Here is a 15,204-nt window from a genome sequence, read left to right as displayed (position 1 = left end):
ATCAGTTTAAGAGTTATCAGTTTAAGAATTAAAATTTCCTATTCCCTATTCCCTATTCCTATGAAAGCATTATTTTTACACCCTAACTTTCCCGCCCAATATCGCCATATTATTACAACTTTAGGTGCAGATCCCAATAATCAAATTGTATTTGGGACAAAAAACGAACGTCCTGAATGGAGTATTCCCGGAGTTGAAAAAGCCGTATTTAATCCTAGTCGAGAACCCAGTGCAGACACCCATCAATATGTCCGGGTTTTAGAAAGTGCAGTATTACAAGGACAAGCAGTATTTAGAATGGCTGAACAACTCAAAGCCAAAGGATTTGTCCCCGATATAATTTGCGGTCATTCCGGTTGGGGGCCAACTTTATTTGTCAAAGAAGCCTTTCCAAATACCCCATTATTATGTTATTTCGAGTGGTTCTATCATGCAGAAGGTTCAGATGCGGACTTCGATCCGGCCGACCCCCTGAGCATTGATGATAAAGCCCGAATTCGGGTTAAAAATACCCCAATTTTAATTGATTTATATTCCTGTGATTGGGGACTTTCACCCACCCATTGGCAACAATCCCAATTTCCCCCGGAACTGCGCGAAAAAATTTCTGTGCTTCATGATGGAGTTGATACTAGCTATTTTAAACCGAATCCCGGTGCTAAATTAGTGTTACCAAATTTGGATTTATCCGGTGTAGAAGAACTTGTAACCTATGTGGGGCGGGGAATGGAACCCTATCGGGGATTTCCCGAATTTATCGAAGCCGTGGCCTATATTCAGGAACGTAGACCCAAATGCCATGTTGTAGTTGTGGGATCGGAACGAGTTTGTTATGGTAAACCTTTACCCAACGGCATGAGCTATAAAGACTATATGCTCAAGAAAATCCCCTTGGATCTTTCCCGAATTCATTTCGTTGGGCCTCTAGCTTATGGCCAATATCTGCAAGTGATCCAGGCTTCAGATGTTCATATTTATTTAACGCGGCCTTTTGTTCTATCCTGGTCAATGATTGAATCCATGTCAACAGGTTGTTTGGTCCTGGGTTCAGATACCGCTCCCGTGCGGGAAGTGATTCAAGATGGGGTAAACGGCTTGCTGGTGGACTTTTTCTCTCCCAAACAGATTGCGGATCGAGTCGATGAAGTCTTGGATCATCCTGATCGAATGGCTGAATTGCGAGTTAAAGCGCGTGAAACAGCCTTAGAACGTTATGATCTGAGTAAACTCCTCTCGAAACATCTGCAACTGATTACCCAAGTCGCCAATCGTTCCCTCCCCGCCACCGTTGGCCGGGTTGAGTCGGCAATGGTTTTGGGGTAGAGTGGGAACTTGATCTGAGTTCCGTTCGTCCACCGGGAAGATATTTTGATTAGAAGATAATAAATGGTCAATGAGGAACATTGTTGTCTATAAACCCGTCTGACGGAGGTAAGCAAGTTAAGATAAAGTGCCTTTTATGAGTTAAGAGTGATGGCTTCAAGACCAGTTGAGGATGAAAATTTTCAATACATAATTGATAATAAAATCCAGCCATCGAAACTGCCATATCTATCAACTAGACAAGAAGGATCACAAAGGACTAGACTTGCTGGAGACAAACAGGTTAAACTACTGCCGAACAAGTTATGGTGTTTTAGGCAGTGTCTGTCATCCCAACAGAGCTAATGACATTATTGCAGAGGAGTGAAATCAAATGGTAACAGCTTTAGGCGCGGGGCCACAATTTTACGATCAGGATGTGGGCTTCGCCCCCAGACCCGATACTATTCTGGGTGAAGCAGGAAATGACACAATCCTTTCTTCTACCCTCGGTGGAAGTCAGGTACAAGGCGGTACAGATAATGATATCCTCACATCCAGAGGCCCTGGCGACACAATTTTCGGGAATGAGGGGAATGATTCCATCCGGTCTCAACAACTTCGTACCCTTCTGCTCGGTGGCCCAGGCCGGGACACCCTATCGGCAGATTTAACCGCCAGCCTTTATGGGGGGGTAGACCGAGATTTTCTCATAGGTCAGGCTGCCAGTAACTACCTCTTTGGTAATAAAGATGAAGATACCCTACTGGGCGGTATTCAAGGTGGAGATTTCCTGTATGGGGGTCAAGGAGCAGACCTAATAGGGTTTGTTGGTACCAATGGTCAAAGTAACCTCACGGGAGTTGCTGTGAGTGGGGCTATCGGTGGCCTGAACCAAGGAAACAACTCTGCATTTGGGGATAAGGGCACAGATACTCTTGTAGGGATTAACACTGGAGATAGCCTCCTCGGTGGTGACGATAACGACTCCATCGTTGGTGTAGGCAGTCTTAACTTACTTGATGGTGGCAGTGGGAATGACACCGTAAGAATCCAAAACCCTCTCTCAACCCAACAATTCTCAACGAATTTGGCCATTGTTGGCGTAAGCCAAACTACCCTACTGGGTGGAGGCGGTGACGATTCCCTTTACGGTGGTGTGGGTCGCTTTGGAGAAGGCCAGAACTACTTTAAGGCTGGAGAGGGTAACGATACCATCCGAGGCTTTGCCCTTCAAGACGCCCTGTATGGGGATGAAGGCAATGACTTGATCGTTACAGCCAATCCTAATGTTCTGACCATTCAAGGTAGCACCAGTCAACCGGGCTTTGCCGGTGAAAGCACCCTGTACGGTGGTGGTGGCAATGATACCTTACTAGCCGGCTTTAGTACAGATTTCCTCTATGGTGATGCCGGAAATGACAGCCTGAGTGGAAAATTCTCCCTATTAGACGGTGGCGATGGTAACGATACCCTCTATGGCGGAAATTGGACATTAGATATCCCAGGAGCTACTAAAGTACCTGCTGTTACCTTATCCGGTGGTTCGGGTAGCGACTATATCTACGGTGCCTTAGGGTCAGTGGCTAATATTTATAATGGTGGTCTCGGTGATGACACTATTATCTTTACCACAACCAACGATAGCCTCTTAGGTGAAGGTTCCGTCGAAGGGAACGACAAAATTTCCTTTGTGGGTGGTTTAGCCAAGGGAGGCACCGGAGTCAGCTTTGTCTTGTTTGACACCCTCGGCAACAACACCATTTCCGGTAGTGATGGCAACGACAGCATCGTTACTGGTAGTGGGGCTGACTTCCTGCAAGGGGGCAGCGTTGCCGCATCTGCGCAATTGGATGTTGGTTTCGGAGATGACACCCTAATTGCTGGTGGTGGTAATGACTACCTGTTTGGCGGTTCGGGCAGTGATGTCCTGTTCGGTGAAGCGGGTAACGATACCCTGCAAGGTGGTACTCAACGAGATACATTAGTCGGCGGTGAAGGTTCTGATGCCTTCCTGTATCAGTTCAAATCCGATCTTAGCGGTACTATTGCTGACATCATTACTGACTTTAAATCTGGTGAAGATAAACTATTCTTCTCCCGTGGGCCTGGAGGCTTTGCCTTTGAATTGCGCCCAGGTGTCCCGACCACTGAAATTTCCTTTGAGCAATTTATTGTTCTCGATAAAGGCAGTTACGATGGCGGTGGTGCAAATACTCAAGCCCCAACCAGTGTTGGCCCTGTATTAGTGTACGAGAAAGCCAGTGGAGTCCTATGGTATGACTCCGATGGTGGTGGCTCTAACCCAGCCGATATCGTTGCATTCATGGCACAACCGAACAACACAATTCCGACCATAACCCGAACTGATATTGTGATCGTTCTCTAGTTTGGGTTAACACCAGTAGAGACGTTGCGTGCAACGTCTCTACTCAACTTTCGGGATTTCAATAGATTCAAATATAAAAAAGACCGAGAAATTGTTTCTCGGTTTTTTTTTCCCTATTACCTATTACCTATTACCTATTACCTATTCCCCGCCATACTTAACTTGTCGCCCAATTAAATTAATAAAACCAGAACCAAAATGCTGAATTTCCAAGAAATTAGCATGGGAAGCCGTAGGTTTATAAACTTTAAATGTTTTCATAATTCCTAAAGTTGCGGCACTTTCTAATGGCCCAATAAAACCACAATCTCGATCTAAAAAATAGGGTTGTTTAGCCCAATATTCCATCTGTTCAGCATTCAAAAAGAAACAACCGGAATGGGGATTCAAGGGGCGTTTAAATGAAACCGCCTGTTCCATCACTTTCCCAATAAATTGTGGCTGATCTTGAATATTTTGATAATTAGCCGTGACATGGGGTAAAATGTCTCCATCAATATAGGCTTTAATTGCTTGGCTATGGGGAGAAACTTCATAACGGTTGGGCTGTAATAGACAACTATTTCCAGCATGACGATTAAACCAATTTAACTTAGTAAATAACCAGGGATCACGCAAAATTAAATCATCTTCTAAATAACAATAATAATCATATTGACCCAAATATTCACGCAAAACTTGATGACATTGAAATCCCAGTAACATCGGTTCTACCTGGGTAGGATAATGTTTACAAAACCAGGAAGGTAAGGGAATTTGGGCCAGTAAATGATAATCTTGAGTTGTACAAATAACAATATCAACTTGATAATTTTGTTCCTGATTCACAGGAATAGTCTGACATTGAGCAATATCAATCATGCACTGAGACTGACTATAAAGTTCCCGCAAAGCAGTTAAAGCAAATACTAACCCCGTAATTCGAGGGCGTGGATCTTTACTTAAAGATGCGTGTTTTCCATCTCCATCCGGGTTAAAAAAGTGAGGAATTGTAAATAAAATCTGCATAATTTATAACTGAACCTTTTAACATTAATTGTTTAATATCCCATAGCACAAATTAGAAGAAATTAAAGGCAGCCGCCATCTAATTTGTGCAATCCTTGCTCATAATTCTGGAACTCGTTGACGCAATTCTTGATTTAAACTGGGTAAATTATCTCGCATTTTTAAATACCATTCTCGTCGCTGTTGATAATGTTGACATAGTAAACGATGATCTCGTACCCAAAGATAGGCATTATTGGCGATTTTTTGCCGAAGGGAGGTATTAATAATTAATTCATTCAAATACATTTCAAACTGTTGAATACTGCGATAAATTAAACCTGTTTTTTCATGAATCACCGATTGTTCATAGACCGTTGGACTAGCTAAAACCGCAACCCCATGACCCGCACATTCTAAAAACTTTAAATCCGATTTCATCAGATTAACAGGTGTGGGGGTTAAGGGTAACAAACCAATATCACAGGTTTGCAGAATCTGATGATATTTATTATAACTGCAAAAGGGTTCAAATTCTTTATCAGATATTGCCAAATGATCAAAAAAACGTCGATCATGAATTACCTTAACCTTAACTAAATTTTGATGACGAATTAAAACCCGGTTTAAGGTTTCCATAATAGGTTGCCAATCCTGTTCTCGATTTAATGCTCCAAAAAATAAAGTAACTTTTGAATCAGAATAATTTCGCGGGGGAGGTAAAGTCAATAAATGATTTTTAAAGATAGCAATATGGGGATTAAATTGTTGTAAAAATTCCCCTAAAGGCGCGGTTGAAGTCTGTACACCATGACAACCACGATAGCTGAGATAACGATTATCTGCATACTCCTTCCTTCGTAACGGATTATCGTCAATTTCAGCAATAATTAAATAATCCTGTTGTAACAAATTTCTTAATATTTCTAAGTGATGATCATAGGATAAAATTGTCCGTTGCCAAATAAAAACCTTTTCTTCTTCGGGTAAAATAGAACCATTTGGAATTGATTTAGACGCTGAAATGGTGCGGGTTCCGGGTATGGTCGCACTCAATTGATCGGGTTCCAATACCCGCAGGCGATCGCACCCTGTAGGAGCCATAATCGCTGTTTGAATCAACAAACGACGGGGAGGTTGTAATGATTTAATCGCCCGCACAATATAAAATTCAGCCGCGGTTTGAGTCGCAAAACGATTGGGATCTAAACCCAAAGTATTCCTAAGCGGTTCCACTAATTGCAGAAAATTTTGAAACTGATCATCTTTTTTTCCCCGAGTTTGAATTTCATAAATATATAATCCAGCTTCCCAGAATATTTTTTGAATAGCTTCTAAAGTTAATCCGCTATAATCTATATTTTCTGTAATTGAAATCTCTGATTTTCCCTGTAACAAATCAATAATATTCCGCCAATACTGACTATTAGGAATATAAGCTAAAACCTGACCTTGATCTTTTAACCATCGAGTGTGATATTGTAAAACCTTGAGGGGGTTTCTGATTTGGGGTAAAATCCCATCATAAATTAAACAATCTACGGTTTGTTCTTCTAGTTCTAACCGGATTGTTTCTAATTGATCAATCGAACTCAGAGTAATCTGATCTAGACCTTGAGTTATTTCTGAACTTAACTCAGAATCAATTAAAATTCCCCAATAAAAACTTTGGGGATTAATTCGTTTATAATGATAACCTGTACTTCCATTTCGACAACCTACGTCGATCAGGACTTGAGCATTAGCGGGTAAAAAGTCCAATAACTCTGAGGGTTTCCGGTTCAAATTATGATCATTGACCTGATCTATAGTATCTCTATTCATAACCTTTAGTAAAACTAGAGCTATTTTATAAATAACAGGTTTTAGGTCACACTGGCAAGTTAATTTTAGAATTAAAAACTTTTGATCATATTTTCACCCTAAATTTTATGGCTAGAGTCACCGTTATTATTCCAACTTATAACCAAGATTCCTACATTTCTGAAGCAATTGATAGTGTTTTAAACCAAACCTATCAAGATTTTGAAATTGTGATCACTAATGATGGTTCTACGGATCAAACATTGCAAATTATTCGAGAAAAAAAAGATCCTAGAATTCGCTATTTTTCTTTTGATCAGAATCAAGGAGTGAGTACAGCAGCTAACCATTGTATTCGTCAGGCGAGGGGAGAACTAATTGCTATTTTAGATTCTGACAATATTTTTTTACCAGATAAACTTGAAAAGCAAGTTAGTTTTTTAGATAAAAACCCCGGATTTGATGCGGTTTTTACCCATGCTATTATTATTGATAAAAATGGTGATTTTCACCAGGGTAAAGAATCCTCCTTTCAACAGTTATTTGCTCAAGAAAATAAAAATCGTTTTCAGTGGTTAAATTCTTTTTTTTACTCTGATAATTCCTTATGTAATACCAGCGTTTTAATTAAGAAAAAATGCTATGATCAGGTAGGACTATATGATCCGCGATTACATCAAATTCATGATTTAGATTTTTGGATACGTTTATGTCTGAAATCAGAAATTTATATTCTACCCGAACCTTTGCTTTTATTTCGATTTCATGATCGCAATATTAGTGGTGTAACGGCTGAAAATATGATTCGACATACTTGGGGAATCCCTCAAGTGCTTGAGCATTATCTCTGTCCAGAGGTTAGCCAAAATTTTTATAATATTTTTCCTCAACAGCAACGGATTAATACCCCGATTACCCTTGATGATCTTAATTTTTTAATTGCAAAATTGGCTTTAAAAATTCACCGTCCCAGTCATCAATATTTTGGGATTTTTACCTTATATCGGTTGATGAATAATCCTGAATCGGCTGAATATATTGAAAAACAGTATTCCTTTAAATATACTGATCTAATTCATCTTACTGGAACTCATGATATTTTTAAAATTATCAGTTATAGGAAATTACAGCAAGATATTGATCAAACCAAAAAGCAACTAGAAGCAGTACAAAATCAGAATCTAATTTTACAACAAAAACTAGATATACATAGTGAAACTGAATCTCAACCGCTAGTTAGTATATTAATTCCGACTTATAATGGAGAACAATTTTTATCTAAAGCGATTCAAAGTGCTTTAGATCAAACCTATTCTAACCTAGAAATTATTATTTCTGATGATGGGTCAACAGATGAAACTGTAAAAATTGCCGAATCTTTTAAAGATAATTGTTCTATTCCTTATCGGATTATAACTCATTCTAACTATGGATTAGTCAAAAATCTAAATTTTTGTATTCAACAAGCTCAAGGTAAGTATATCAAATTTATTTTTCAAGATGATTGGTTAGAACCTAATTGTATTGAAGAAATGGTCAATTTAGCAGAACAAGATCCAGAAATAGGATTGGTTTTCTCACCCCGTCAAGTTTTGATTGACCCTGATTCAAAATCTGATTTAACCTGTAAATCTGCTTATAATGGGGCGATTAATTTACATCAAAAATGGTCTGATTTAAAACCAATACAATCAGGTCAAGATCTATTGTCCAATCCTAATTGTCTAATCGGAGGATTAAATAAAATTGGAGAACCGACAACGGTATTAATTTCTAAACAAGTTTTTGAAGAATTAGGAGAATTTGATTCTACACTTCAGCAACTTTTGGATGTTGATATGTGGTTTAGGATTATGGGACGTTATAAAATTGCTTTTGTAGATAAAATATTATCTGCTCTCCTAATTCATAAAAAACAACAAACTCAAGTTAATATTGTTCAAAAAGAAAATTATAAAGATTATGAAAGACTTTATTTAAAACTCTTGCTAGATTCTCGCTATAGTTTTTTGAATCAATCTTTTAAACAGATGGTTTTACAAAAAACTTTATTTAACTCGCAATTTTATCTCAATTTAATCACTAATTTACTGAATCAATACCAAGAAAACCCTACGGAGAGAGTCATAGAGTGTCTGAAATTAGTTCGTCAAACCCTAGTTAAATATTGGTTAAGTTTAACTCCTGGGGATTTAGAAACTCGATATTCTAGCGAAATTCGTCCAATTTATCAGCATTTATTGAATAGTAATATTATTGATCAAGGAGTCGGTGAGACTGAACAATCATGGGTTGAATCAATCAGAAAAAAACTTTCTCAAGGTCTGTATTCCTGTGATTTAATTCCTGGGTTGATGGGATTGATGTTATATCAAAGAGCTTATGATATTGATTTTATATACGAAAATGCGATCATTCCTAAATATTTTTTCCCTGAATTTATCAGTTGGCTGTTTGCTCCAGTTCAATGTTTTCGGTGTTCAGAAGACAGATTAAAATATATTAATTTTCAGGAGAATTTATTGGCTTATATTATTCAAAACTTAAATACGGATTCATCTTTTTGTGATTTGTGGATCTATGTCGCCCAGTGTTATCTTAAATATTCTCAGTTGAATTTTGAGGGTTTCGCCGAAATTAATCTCCAGAGGATTTATGATTACAGGAAAAAAATGATTGATTTTTTAGCATTGAATTCAAGGGACAATGTTCTGAACCGATAGCCAGTCTGAATCAACGATAACAATACTAGGGTTCGATCAGCCGAACACCGGAACTTGAAACCATTGATCCGCGTCATTTTAGGCAAAAGCAATTTTTTTGAGCAGTTTCCCGAAAGTTGAGGTAATTTAAAGATCATCAATTTAAGGTAAGGAGTAGACGGTCTGCTATTATTTGGACAATGTAGATTGGATACAGTAGTCAATTTAGGACTAGCAAGGGTAAATTTGAAAGGGGTAGTGAAAGTGGGTTGGAGAGTTCAATGACAGGATTGTTCAAAGTCGGAGACACTATTATCACAGCAGAGGACTTGCCATCTCTGCTCAAGCGTTATCAGTTAATGCCATTATTTCTGCGAGAAGTGATTTTGGAGCAAGCGATCGCTAAGATCACTTGTACAGAAGCAGAACAGGCGGCGGCCATCGAACGATTTGAAAGTCAACACCAACTCACGTCCCCGGAAGCAAAATCGGCTTGGTTAGCGGCCTATGATATGACCCCAGAACAACTTGTGGAAATGGCAGAACGCCCGGTAAAAGTTGAAAAATTTAAACAAGAAACTTGGGGTGGTCGAGTCGAGAATTATTTTTTGACTCGCAAAGGTGGTTTAGATCAAGTTGTATATTCTTTAATTCGGACGAAAAATCCTGGCTTGGCTCAAGAACTCTATTTCAGAATTTCGGAGGGAGAAAATTCCTTTGCTGAGGTAGCCCATGATCATTCCGAAGGGCCAGAATCTCGATCTGGGGGGGTCTTGGGGCCAGTTCCCGTATCCCAACCTCACCCGGCGATTAGTAAACTGTTATCGGTGAGTCAACCCGGTCAACTGTGGGCACCGCGCCCCTTGGCAGAATGGTTCGTGATTATTCGGTTAGAAAAATTCCTTCCCGCCCAGTTAGACGAATCCATGCGTCGCCGTATGATCGAAGAAATGTTTGAAACTTGGCTACGAGAGCAAATGGCTCAAGTTGGCTCACTACAACCTGTTCGCACTTCAGTGTCTTCTGTGTCATGACAACATCCGCCGTTTCTCAATCCCAAATTCAGACTTTCCTGGCCGAAACCAGCCCCTTTGATCGGCTTTCGGAAAAGGCACTTCAGAACCTGTTGCCAAAATGTCAACTCCTGGGCTACCGTACCGGACAACCGATATTTGAGCGGGATAAATTGCCGACTCAAATCACGATTATTTATCAAGGACAGGCTCGATTACTGGGTTTTGATCCTAGAGCCCAACGCCATGTTAGTTTGGGCTTGCTCGGAGCCAGAGAAATCATTGGTGCGGGGGGCTTAATTCGAGGAGTCCCTTGTGAAACCGCGATCGCTTCAACCGACACAATTTGTATTACCTTGTCGGCCGCGGATTTTTTGCAATGGGTGGTAAAAGAACCGGCTTTTGGAGAAGCATTCCGAGATCAAGCTGGCTTGAGTGAAGTTTTTGACCTGTTAAGCCAACATCTACAGGCCCAGGCTGTTCCGGTTAACAATATCAAGAATTTAGCGGTTGATCTAGGGCAGGATGCCGTTGTGCTGAACCTGGCCGCAGGTAATAAGAAAACCAAAGAATTAACCAGCCTACTTGATCCCAAACGGATTTGGTTAGTCAGTAGTGGGACTTTGGGTGGTTTTCCCCCAGGTAGTCGGGTTTTATTAGAAGAAAGTAATCCATCCTATAAGGTGGAGGGGCCCGGTGGGGTTCGGTTAGTGGGGTTGCGAGAACCTGTTTATGAAGTCGAAACTTCCGTAGAAACCTCCGATGGAGAGGTAAGTGTTCAAGACTCCAATAATGGCAACGGCAATCGCAGAATCGACCTATCGGCAGTAACTTCAGCCCCGGAAGTACCCCCGACCCCGGAAACTAATGTCCCTAAATCGGCCATGAAGTTTCCCGTGGTTCGGGGTAAGGGCAAAATTGACGCGCCCCTCGCCTGCTTCAATATGATTGCTAAGTTCTTCGGGATTAGCTTTAAAAAAGATATTGTTCGTCGAGTTTTAGATAATCAGTTAGCAACGGTCGGTAATATTAGTTTGCAGGCTTGCGGGGCCGTGACCCAAATGTTGGGAATCAATGCTCAGTTAGTCCAGGTACCATCCAAAGCTATTAATCGCCTCAAGGCCCCAGCCATGGTGGTCTGGAAAGATAGCTTTGCTATTCTCTATAGCATTACCGAACGGGAAATCATTCTGGCATCCCCGGAAAAGGGTTTAGCCCGGATGCGTCCAGGGCAGTTTGCCGAAATTTGGGGTGAGGAAGGGCAGGTACTGCTGTTACAAGCGCCCCGAGTTGACCAAAAAGAACAATTTAGTTTCTGGTGGTTTTTCCCAGCCTTGATGGAGCATCGAGCAACATTTGTTGAGGTGTTGCTGTCTTCGTTTTTCATCCAAGTGTTTGGTTTGGTCAACCCCTTGGTGAGTATGGTGATCATCGACGCGGTGATCGCACAACAGAACATGGATGCTCTGAACGTCCTGGGGATTCTACTGTTAGGGTTTGCTCTGTTTGAAGGTTTATTAACGGCGTTACGAACCTATCTGTTTGTGGATAGCTCCAACCGCGTTGATATCAAACTGACGGCGGAAATTATCGACCATATGTTACGGCTACCTTTGGGATACTTTGATAGCCGCCAGGTCGGGGACTTGATGAGCCGTTTTAATGAGTTAGGAAATATCCGTAACTTCCTAACGGGGACAGCTTTAACGGTGGTTTTGGATGCGATATTCTCGGTGGTCTACATCGCCGTGATGGTTGCCCTAAGTCCAACTCTGACCCTGGTGGCTTTAGCTCCCCTACCCCTGTTTGCTGGAATTATCTTTCTCTTCTCCCCGGTGATTATGCGGTTAATCCGCAAACGGGCAGGTTTGGCGGGGGCTTCGATGGCCTATATTGTGGAAGTGATTAGTGGGATTCAAACCATTAAATCCCAAACCATTGAACTAACAGCCCGTTGGCGGTGGCAAGGAATGTATGCCCGTTTCATGAGTGCGAGTTTACAAACCACTCTCACCCAAACGGCCGCGGGAACCATGAGTGACTTCCTGAATAAAATTGGGGGGATTGCCCTGTTATGGGTGGGAGCTTATCTGGTGATTGAACAGCAGTTGACCATCGGGGGATTAATTGCCTTTCGGATTATCTCTGGAAACGTCACAGGATCGTTATTACGGTTTATTAGTGTTTATCAACAGATCCAAGAGGTGTCGATTTCGGTGGAACGGTTGCGGGATATTATTGATACCCTTCCCGAAGCCGATGAAGCCGATCGCAATAATATTCCCTTACCTGAAATTGAAGGGTCAGTTACCTTTGAGGAGGTGTCTTTCCGATTTAATCCCACAGGGCCCCTGCAACTGGCTAACATCAATTTAGATTTTCCCTCTGGGTCGTTTGTGGCGATTGTGGGGTTGAGTGGATCGGGTAAAAGTACCCTGATGAAGTTATTGCAGCGTCTATATGCTCCCCTATCGGGACGAATTTTAATTGATGGCTACGATATTAATAAAGTGGAACTCTATTCTGTCCGCCGTCAATTGGGGGTGGTATTGCAGGATACCCTCCTATTTAACGGAACGGTTCAGGATAATATTGGCTTGAGTAACCCCGAAGCCAGTAGCGACGAAATTATTCGGGCGGCTAAAATTGCCGCGGCCCATGATTTTATTATGGGTCTTCCCAGTGGTTACAATACCCAGGTCGGGGAAAGGGGATCGGCTTTATCGGGGGGACAACGACAACGGGTGGCCATCGCCCGCACGGTATTACAAAATCCTAAACTGTTAATTTTGGATGAAGCCACCAGTGCCCTAGACTATCAATCGGAGCGGGCTGTAATTAATCATTTGATGGAAGCATTTCACGATCGCACGGTGTTTTTTATTACTCACCGTCTGAGCGCCGTCAAAAACGCGGATGTAATTATTATGATGGATCAAGGGTCTGTGGTTGAGCAGGGAAATCATGATCAGTTAGTTGCCCTGAAAGGACGTTATTACTGCCTGTATCAACAACAGGAAGCTCCTACTTAATTAAAAAACCTTAGAAATCCTGTTTCTAGTTGCTGTTTACCAATTAATATTTATGAAATCTGTATCACTTGTTGATCAACCGGTTATTCTTGAGAAACCTGCAATGTGGTCTCATCTGTTTCTCTGGTTGATTATGTTAATCACCACATCAGGCGTTGTTTGGGCTTATTTTTCTCGGGTTGAACAAACAGTTCCCGCCGCGGGCGAACTCGAATATAAAGAAGGTGCTAGAGAAATTCAAGCCCCAATAACCGGAGCCGTGGTTAGATTGCACGTTGAAAATGGAGATCGGGTTCAGAAAAACCAACCGCTTTTAACCTTTAGTCAGACAAACCCCAGCGCGGATATTAAATCTTTAGCTAATTTGCAAGGGACTCTTAATCAAGAAAACGAATTCTATAAGAATATTATTCAGGGGAATGGTCGAGGAACTTTACCGCCTGAATGGGAAACAATGGTTAAAGATCGAGATACCCGAATCCAAGAAAATAACGTTTTAAGTTCTTTGATTAATGAACTTTATAATAATCAAGGTCGAACGGTTAACTATAGTTCTGCTCAGTCAGGTTTAGTAACTAATTACCGAGCCGAATATCAATCCCGGGTGTCTGCGGTGGAAGGGCGAATTATTGAATTTAATAAACAACTGGAACAGACAGCAAATTTGATTCGGGCAACGAGAGAACAGGTGCAATACGCAACCAATCAAATTCGCTATTCCGAAGAACAATTAAATTCAGCCAGGGATCAACTTAATAAGTCTCAAGAAGGTTTAGATCTAAACCAATCTATTTTGGGTCAAATTGCCCCTTTAGTTGATGAAGGCGCCATGTCTGACCTCAATAAAAAACGTCAAGAACAGGAGGTTTTGAGAAGTCAAAATGAATTTTTACGACAAGAGGATCAAATCACCACCCGTCAAAGTGAAATTAATGCGCGTAAAGGTGATGTTGAAAAACAGCAATCTGAAATTAAACGCCTAGAAGATGAAAAACAAAAAGTTCTAGCCTCTATTGAGAGAACTCAACAAGAATTGCAAAATACGAAAGATGCTTGGGCAAAAGACTTATATCTTCGCATTGAAGAAAACAAAAAACAGATTGCTAGTATTGACTCTCAACTGAGTCGATATAAACTGGAAAATGAGAAACGATTAGGGGATGTTACGGCTCAACTGGAAAAAGTTGAAGAACAGCGCGATACTCAAGTTTTACGTTCTCCTGTGGCGGGAGTGATTTATGATTTACAACCCTCAACCAAACAGGATTCAGAAGTCGATATGAATAAGGATGAAATTTGCAATTATGTGAATCAGCAAGTGTTAAAATCCGGCGATCCGAAAATGAAGCGTTGTAATGAGGCTTATTATGAAGCCCAACAAACCGAAAAATTGATGCAAATTTTAGCCGATGATAAAGGATTAGAAGGCACAATTTTTATTAAAAATACGGATCTGGCTTTAGTTTTAAATGCCCTACGGGTCAAACGTAAATTCCTACAGCCCTATGATGGAAAAACCGTGGCTGGAGAAGTGATTGAATGTAAAGCAGAAAAGGATTGTATTTGTCCAGATTCTCCAGAAGCTCGAGCAGAAATTGGGATTGCTGATCTAGATTGTGTTCCGGTGGAAGTAACCATTGATGCTTTTCCCAATGATCAATTTGGGATGGTTTCTGGACAGTTAAAATGGCTGAGTCAAGACGCGATTAAACCTGATCCCGAAAAAGGCCGTCAGTATTTTTCGTTTAAAGGAAAAGTGAAATTGGATAAACAAAGCTTTGTTTTAGACGAGGATAAAAATATTAAGATTGGTTTGCAGTCGGGGATGTCGGTAAATACTAAGATTAATGTCGGTAAACGTTCGGTCTTAGATATCTTCTTAAACCGCTTTACTGGTCGGATCAACAGTATTACAAACTTGAAGTAGTTTTAATCAGTAGAGACGTGCCATGGCGCGTCTCTAGCAGTTATTGAAT

At 40.9% G+C, this 15,204-nt stretch carries 8 protein-coding genes; 6 read left to right on the top strand and 2 right to left on the bottom strand.

The features are described from left to right. Nucleotides 1-60 precede the first annotated feature (60 nt). Both NMG86_RS04770 and NMG86_RS04765 read left to right on the top strand, forming a co-directional pair. Entirely contained in the window at nt 61-1,323 is a 1,263-nt protein-coding gene (locus NMG86_RS04770) for a glycosyltransferase family 4 protein (protein ID WP_026797132.1), read from the top strand. A gap of 373 nt (nt 1,324-1,696) precedes the next feature. Further along, complete coding sequence (locus tag NMG86_RS04765; RefSeq protein ID WP_026797131.1) at nt 1,697-3,691, top strand: calcium-binding protein; 1,995 nt, start codon at nt 1,697-1,699, stop codon at nt 3,689-3,691. A 141-nt stretch (nt 3,692-3,832) separates the two neighbouring features. Here the strand turns inward: NMG86_RS04765 and NMG86_RS04760 are convergent, their stop codons facing one another. Both NMG86_RS04760 and NMG86_RS04755 read right to left on the bottom strand, forming a co-directional pair. Further along, the gene (locus NMG86_RS04760) at nt 3,833-4,699 is read right to left on the bottom strand and encodes a hypothetical protein (RefSeq protein WP_026797130.1); all 867 of its coding nucleotides are present in this window, start codon (nt 4,697-4,699) and stop codon (nt 3,833-3,835) included. A gap of 99 nt (nt 4,700-4,798) precedes the next feature. Next, nucleotides 4,799-6,502, bottom strand: coding sequence for a glycosyltransferase family protein (locus NMG86_RS04755; RefSeq protein WP_043938832.1), 1,704 nt, complete (start codon nt 6,500-6,502; stop codon nt 4,799-4,801). A 107-nt stretch (nt 6,503-6,609) separates the two neighbouring features. Here NMG86_RS04755 and NMG86_RS04750 point away from each other — a divergent pair, with 107 nt between their 5' ends. The 4 genes from NMG86_RS04750 to NMG86_RS04735 all read left to right on the top strand — a co-directional run bounded on the left by NMG86_RS04750 (nt 6,610) and on the right by NMG86_RS04735 (nt 15,155). Continuing rightward, nucleotides 6,610-9,204, top strand: coding sequence for a glycosyltransferase family 2 protein (locus tag NMG86_RS04750; RefSeq protein ID WP_051319601.1), 2,595 nt, complete (start codon nt 6,610-6,612; stop codon nt 9,202-9,204). A 260-nt stretch (nt 9,205-9,464) separates the two neighbouring features. After that, nucleotides 9,465-10,217 (top strand): peptidylprolyl isomerase, encoded by a 753-nt coding sequence (locus NMG86_RS04745; RefSeq protein ID WP_026788892.1) that lies wholly within the window; start codon nt 9,465-9,467, stop codon nt 10,215-10,217. Next, nucleotides 10,214-13,228: an ABC transporter transmembrane domain-containing protein gene (locus NMG86_RS04740; RefSeq protein ID WP_026797128.1), complete on the top strand. Its 3,015-nt coding sequence runs from the start codon at nt 10,214-10,216 to the stop codon at nt 13,226-13,228. Before NMG86_RS04745 ends, NMG86_RS04740 begins: the two co-directional genes overlap by 4 nt. A 52-nt stretch (nt 13,229-13,280) precedes the next feature. Further along, complete coding sequence (locus tag NMG86_RS04735; protein ID WP_026794516.1) at nt 13,281-15,155, top strand: beta-barrel domain-containing protein; 1,875 nt, start codon at nt 13,281-13,283, stop codon at nt 15,153-15,155. Nucleotides 15,156-15,204 lie beyond the last annotated feature (49 nt).

This window comes from Planktothrix rubescens CCAP 1459/22 (assembly GCA_904830895.1).
Classification (GTDB): domain Bacteria; phylum Cyanobacteriota; class Cyanobacteriia; order Cyanobacteriales; family Microcoleaceae; genus Planktothrix; species Planktothrix agardhii.
This window is presented reverse-complemented; position numbering and strand designations above follow the sequence as displayed.

Coding starts and splice junctions, on each gene's coding strand:
- NMG86_RS04760 (WP_026797130.1), bottom strand. CDS start 4,699: ATGCAGATTTTATTTACAATTCCTCACTTTTTTAACCCGGATGGAGAT.
- NMG86_RS04745 (WP_026788892.1), top strand. CDS start 9,465: ATGACAGGATTGTTCAAAGTCGGAGACACTATTATCACAGCAGAGGAC.
- NMG86_RS04765 (WP_026797131.1), top strand. CDS start 1,697: ATGGTAACAGCTTTAGGCGCGGGGCCACAATTTTACGATCAGGATGTG.
- NMG86_RS04740 (WP_026797128.1), top strand. CDS start 10,214: ATGACAACATCCGCCGTTTCTCAATCCCAAATTCAGACTTTCCTGGCC.
- NMG86_RS04770 (WP_026797132.1), top strand. CDS start 61: ATGAAAGCATTATTTTTACACCCTAACTTTCCCGCCCAATATCGCCAT.
- NMG86_RS04750 (WP_051319601.1), top strand. CDS start 6,610: ATGGCTAGAGTCACCGTTATTATTCCAACTTATAACCAAGATTCCTAC.
- NMG86_RS04735 (WP_026794516.1), top strand. CDS start 13,281: ATGAAATCTGTATCACTTGTTGATCAACCGGTTATTCTTGAGAAACCT.
- NMG86_RS04755 (WP_043938832.1), bottom strand. CDS start 6,502: ATGAATAGAGATACTATAGATCAGGTCAATGATCATAATTTGAACCGG.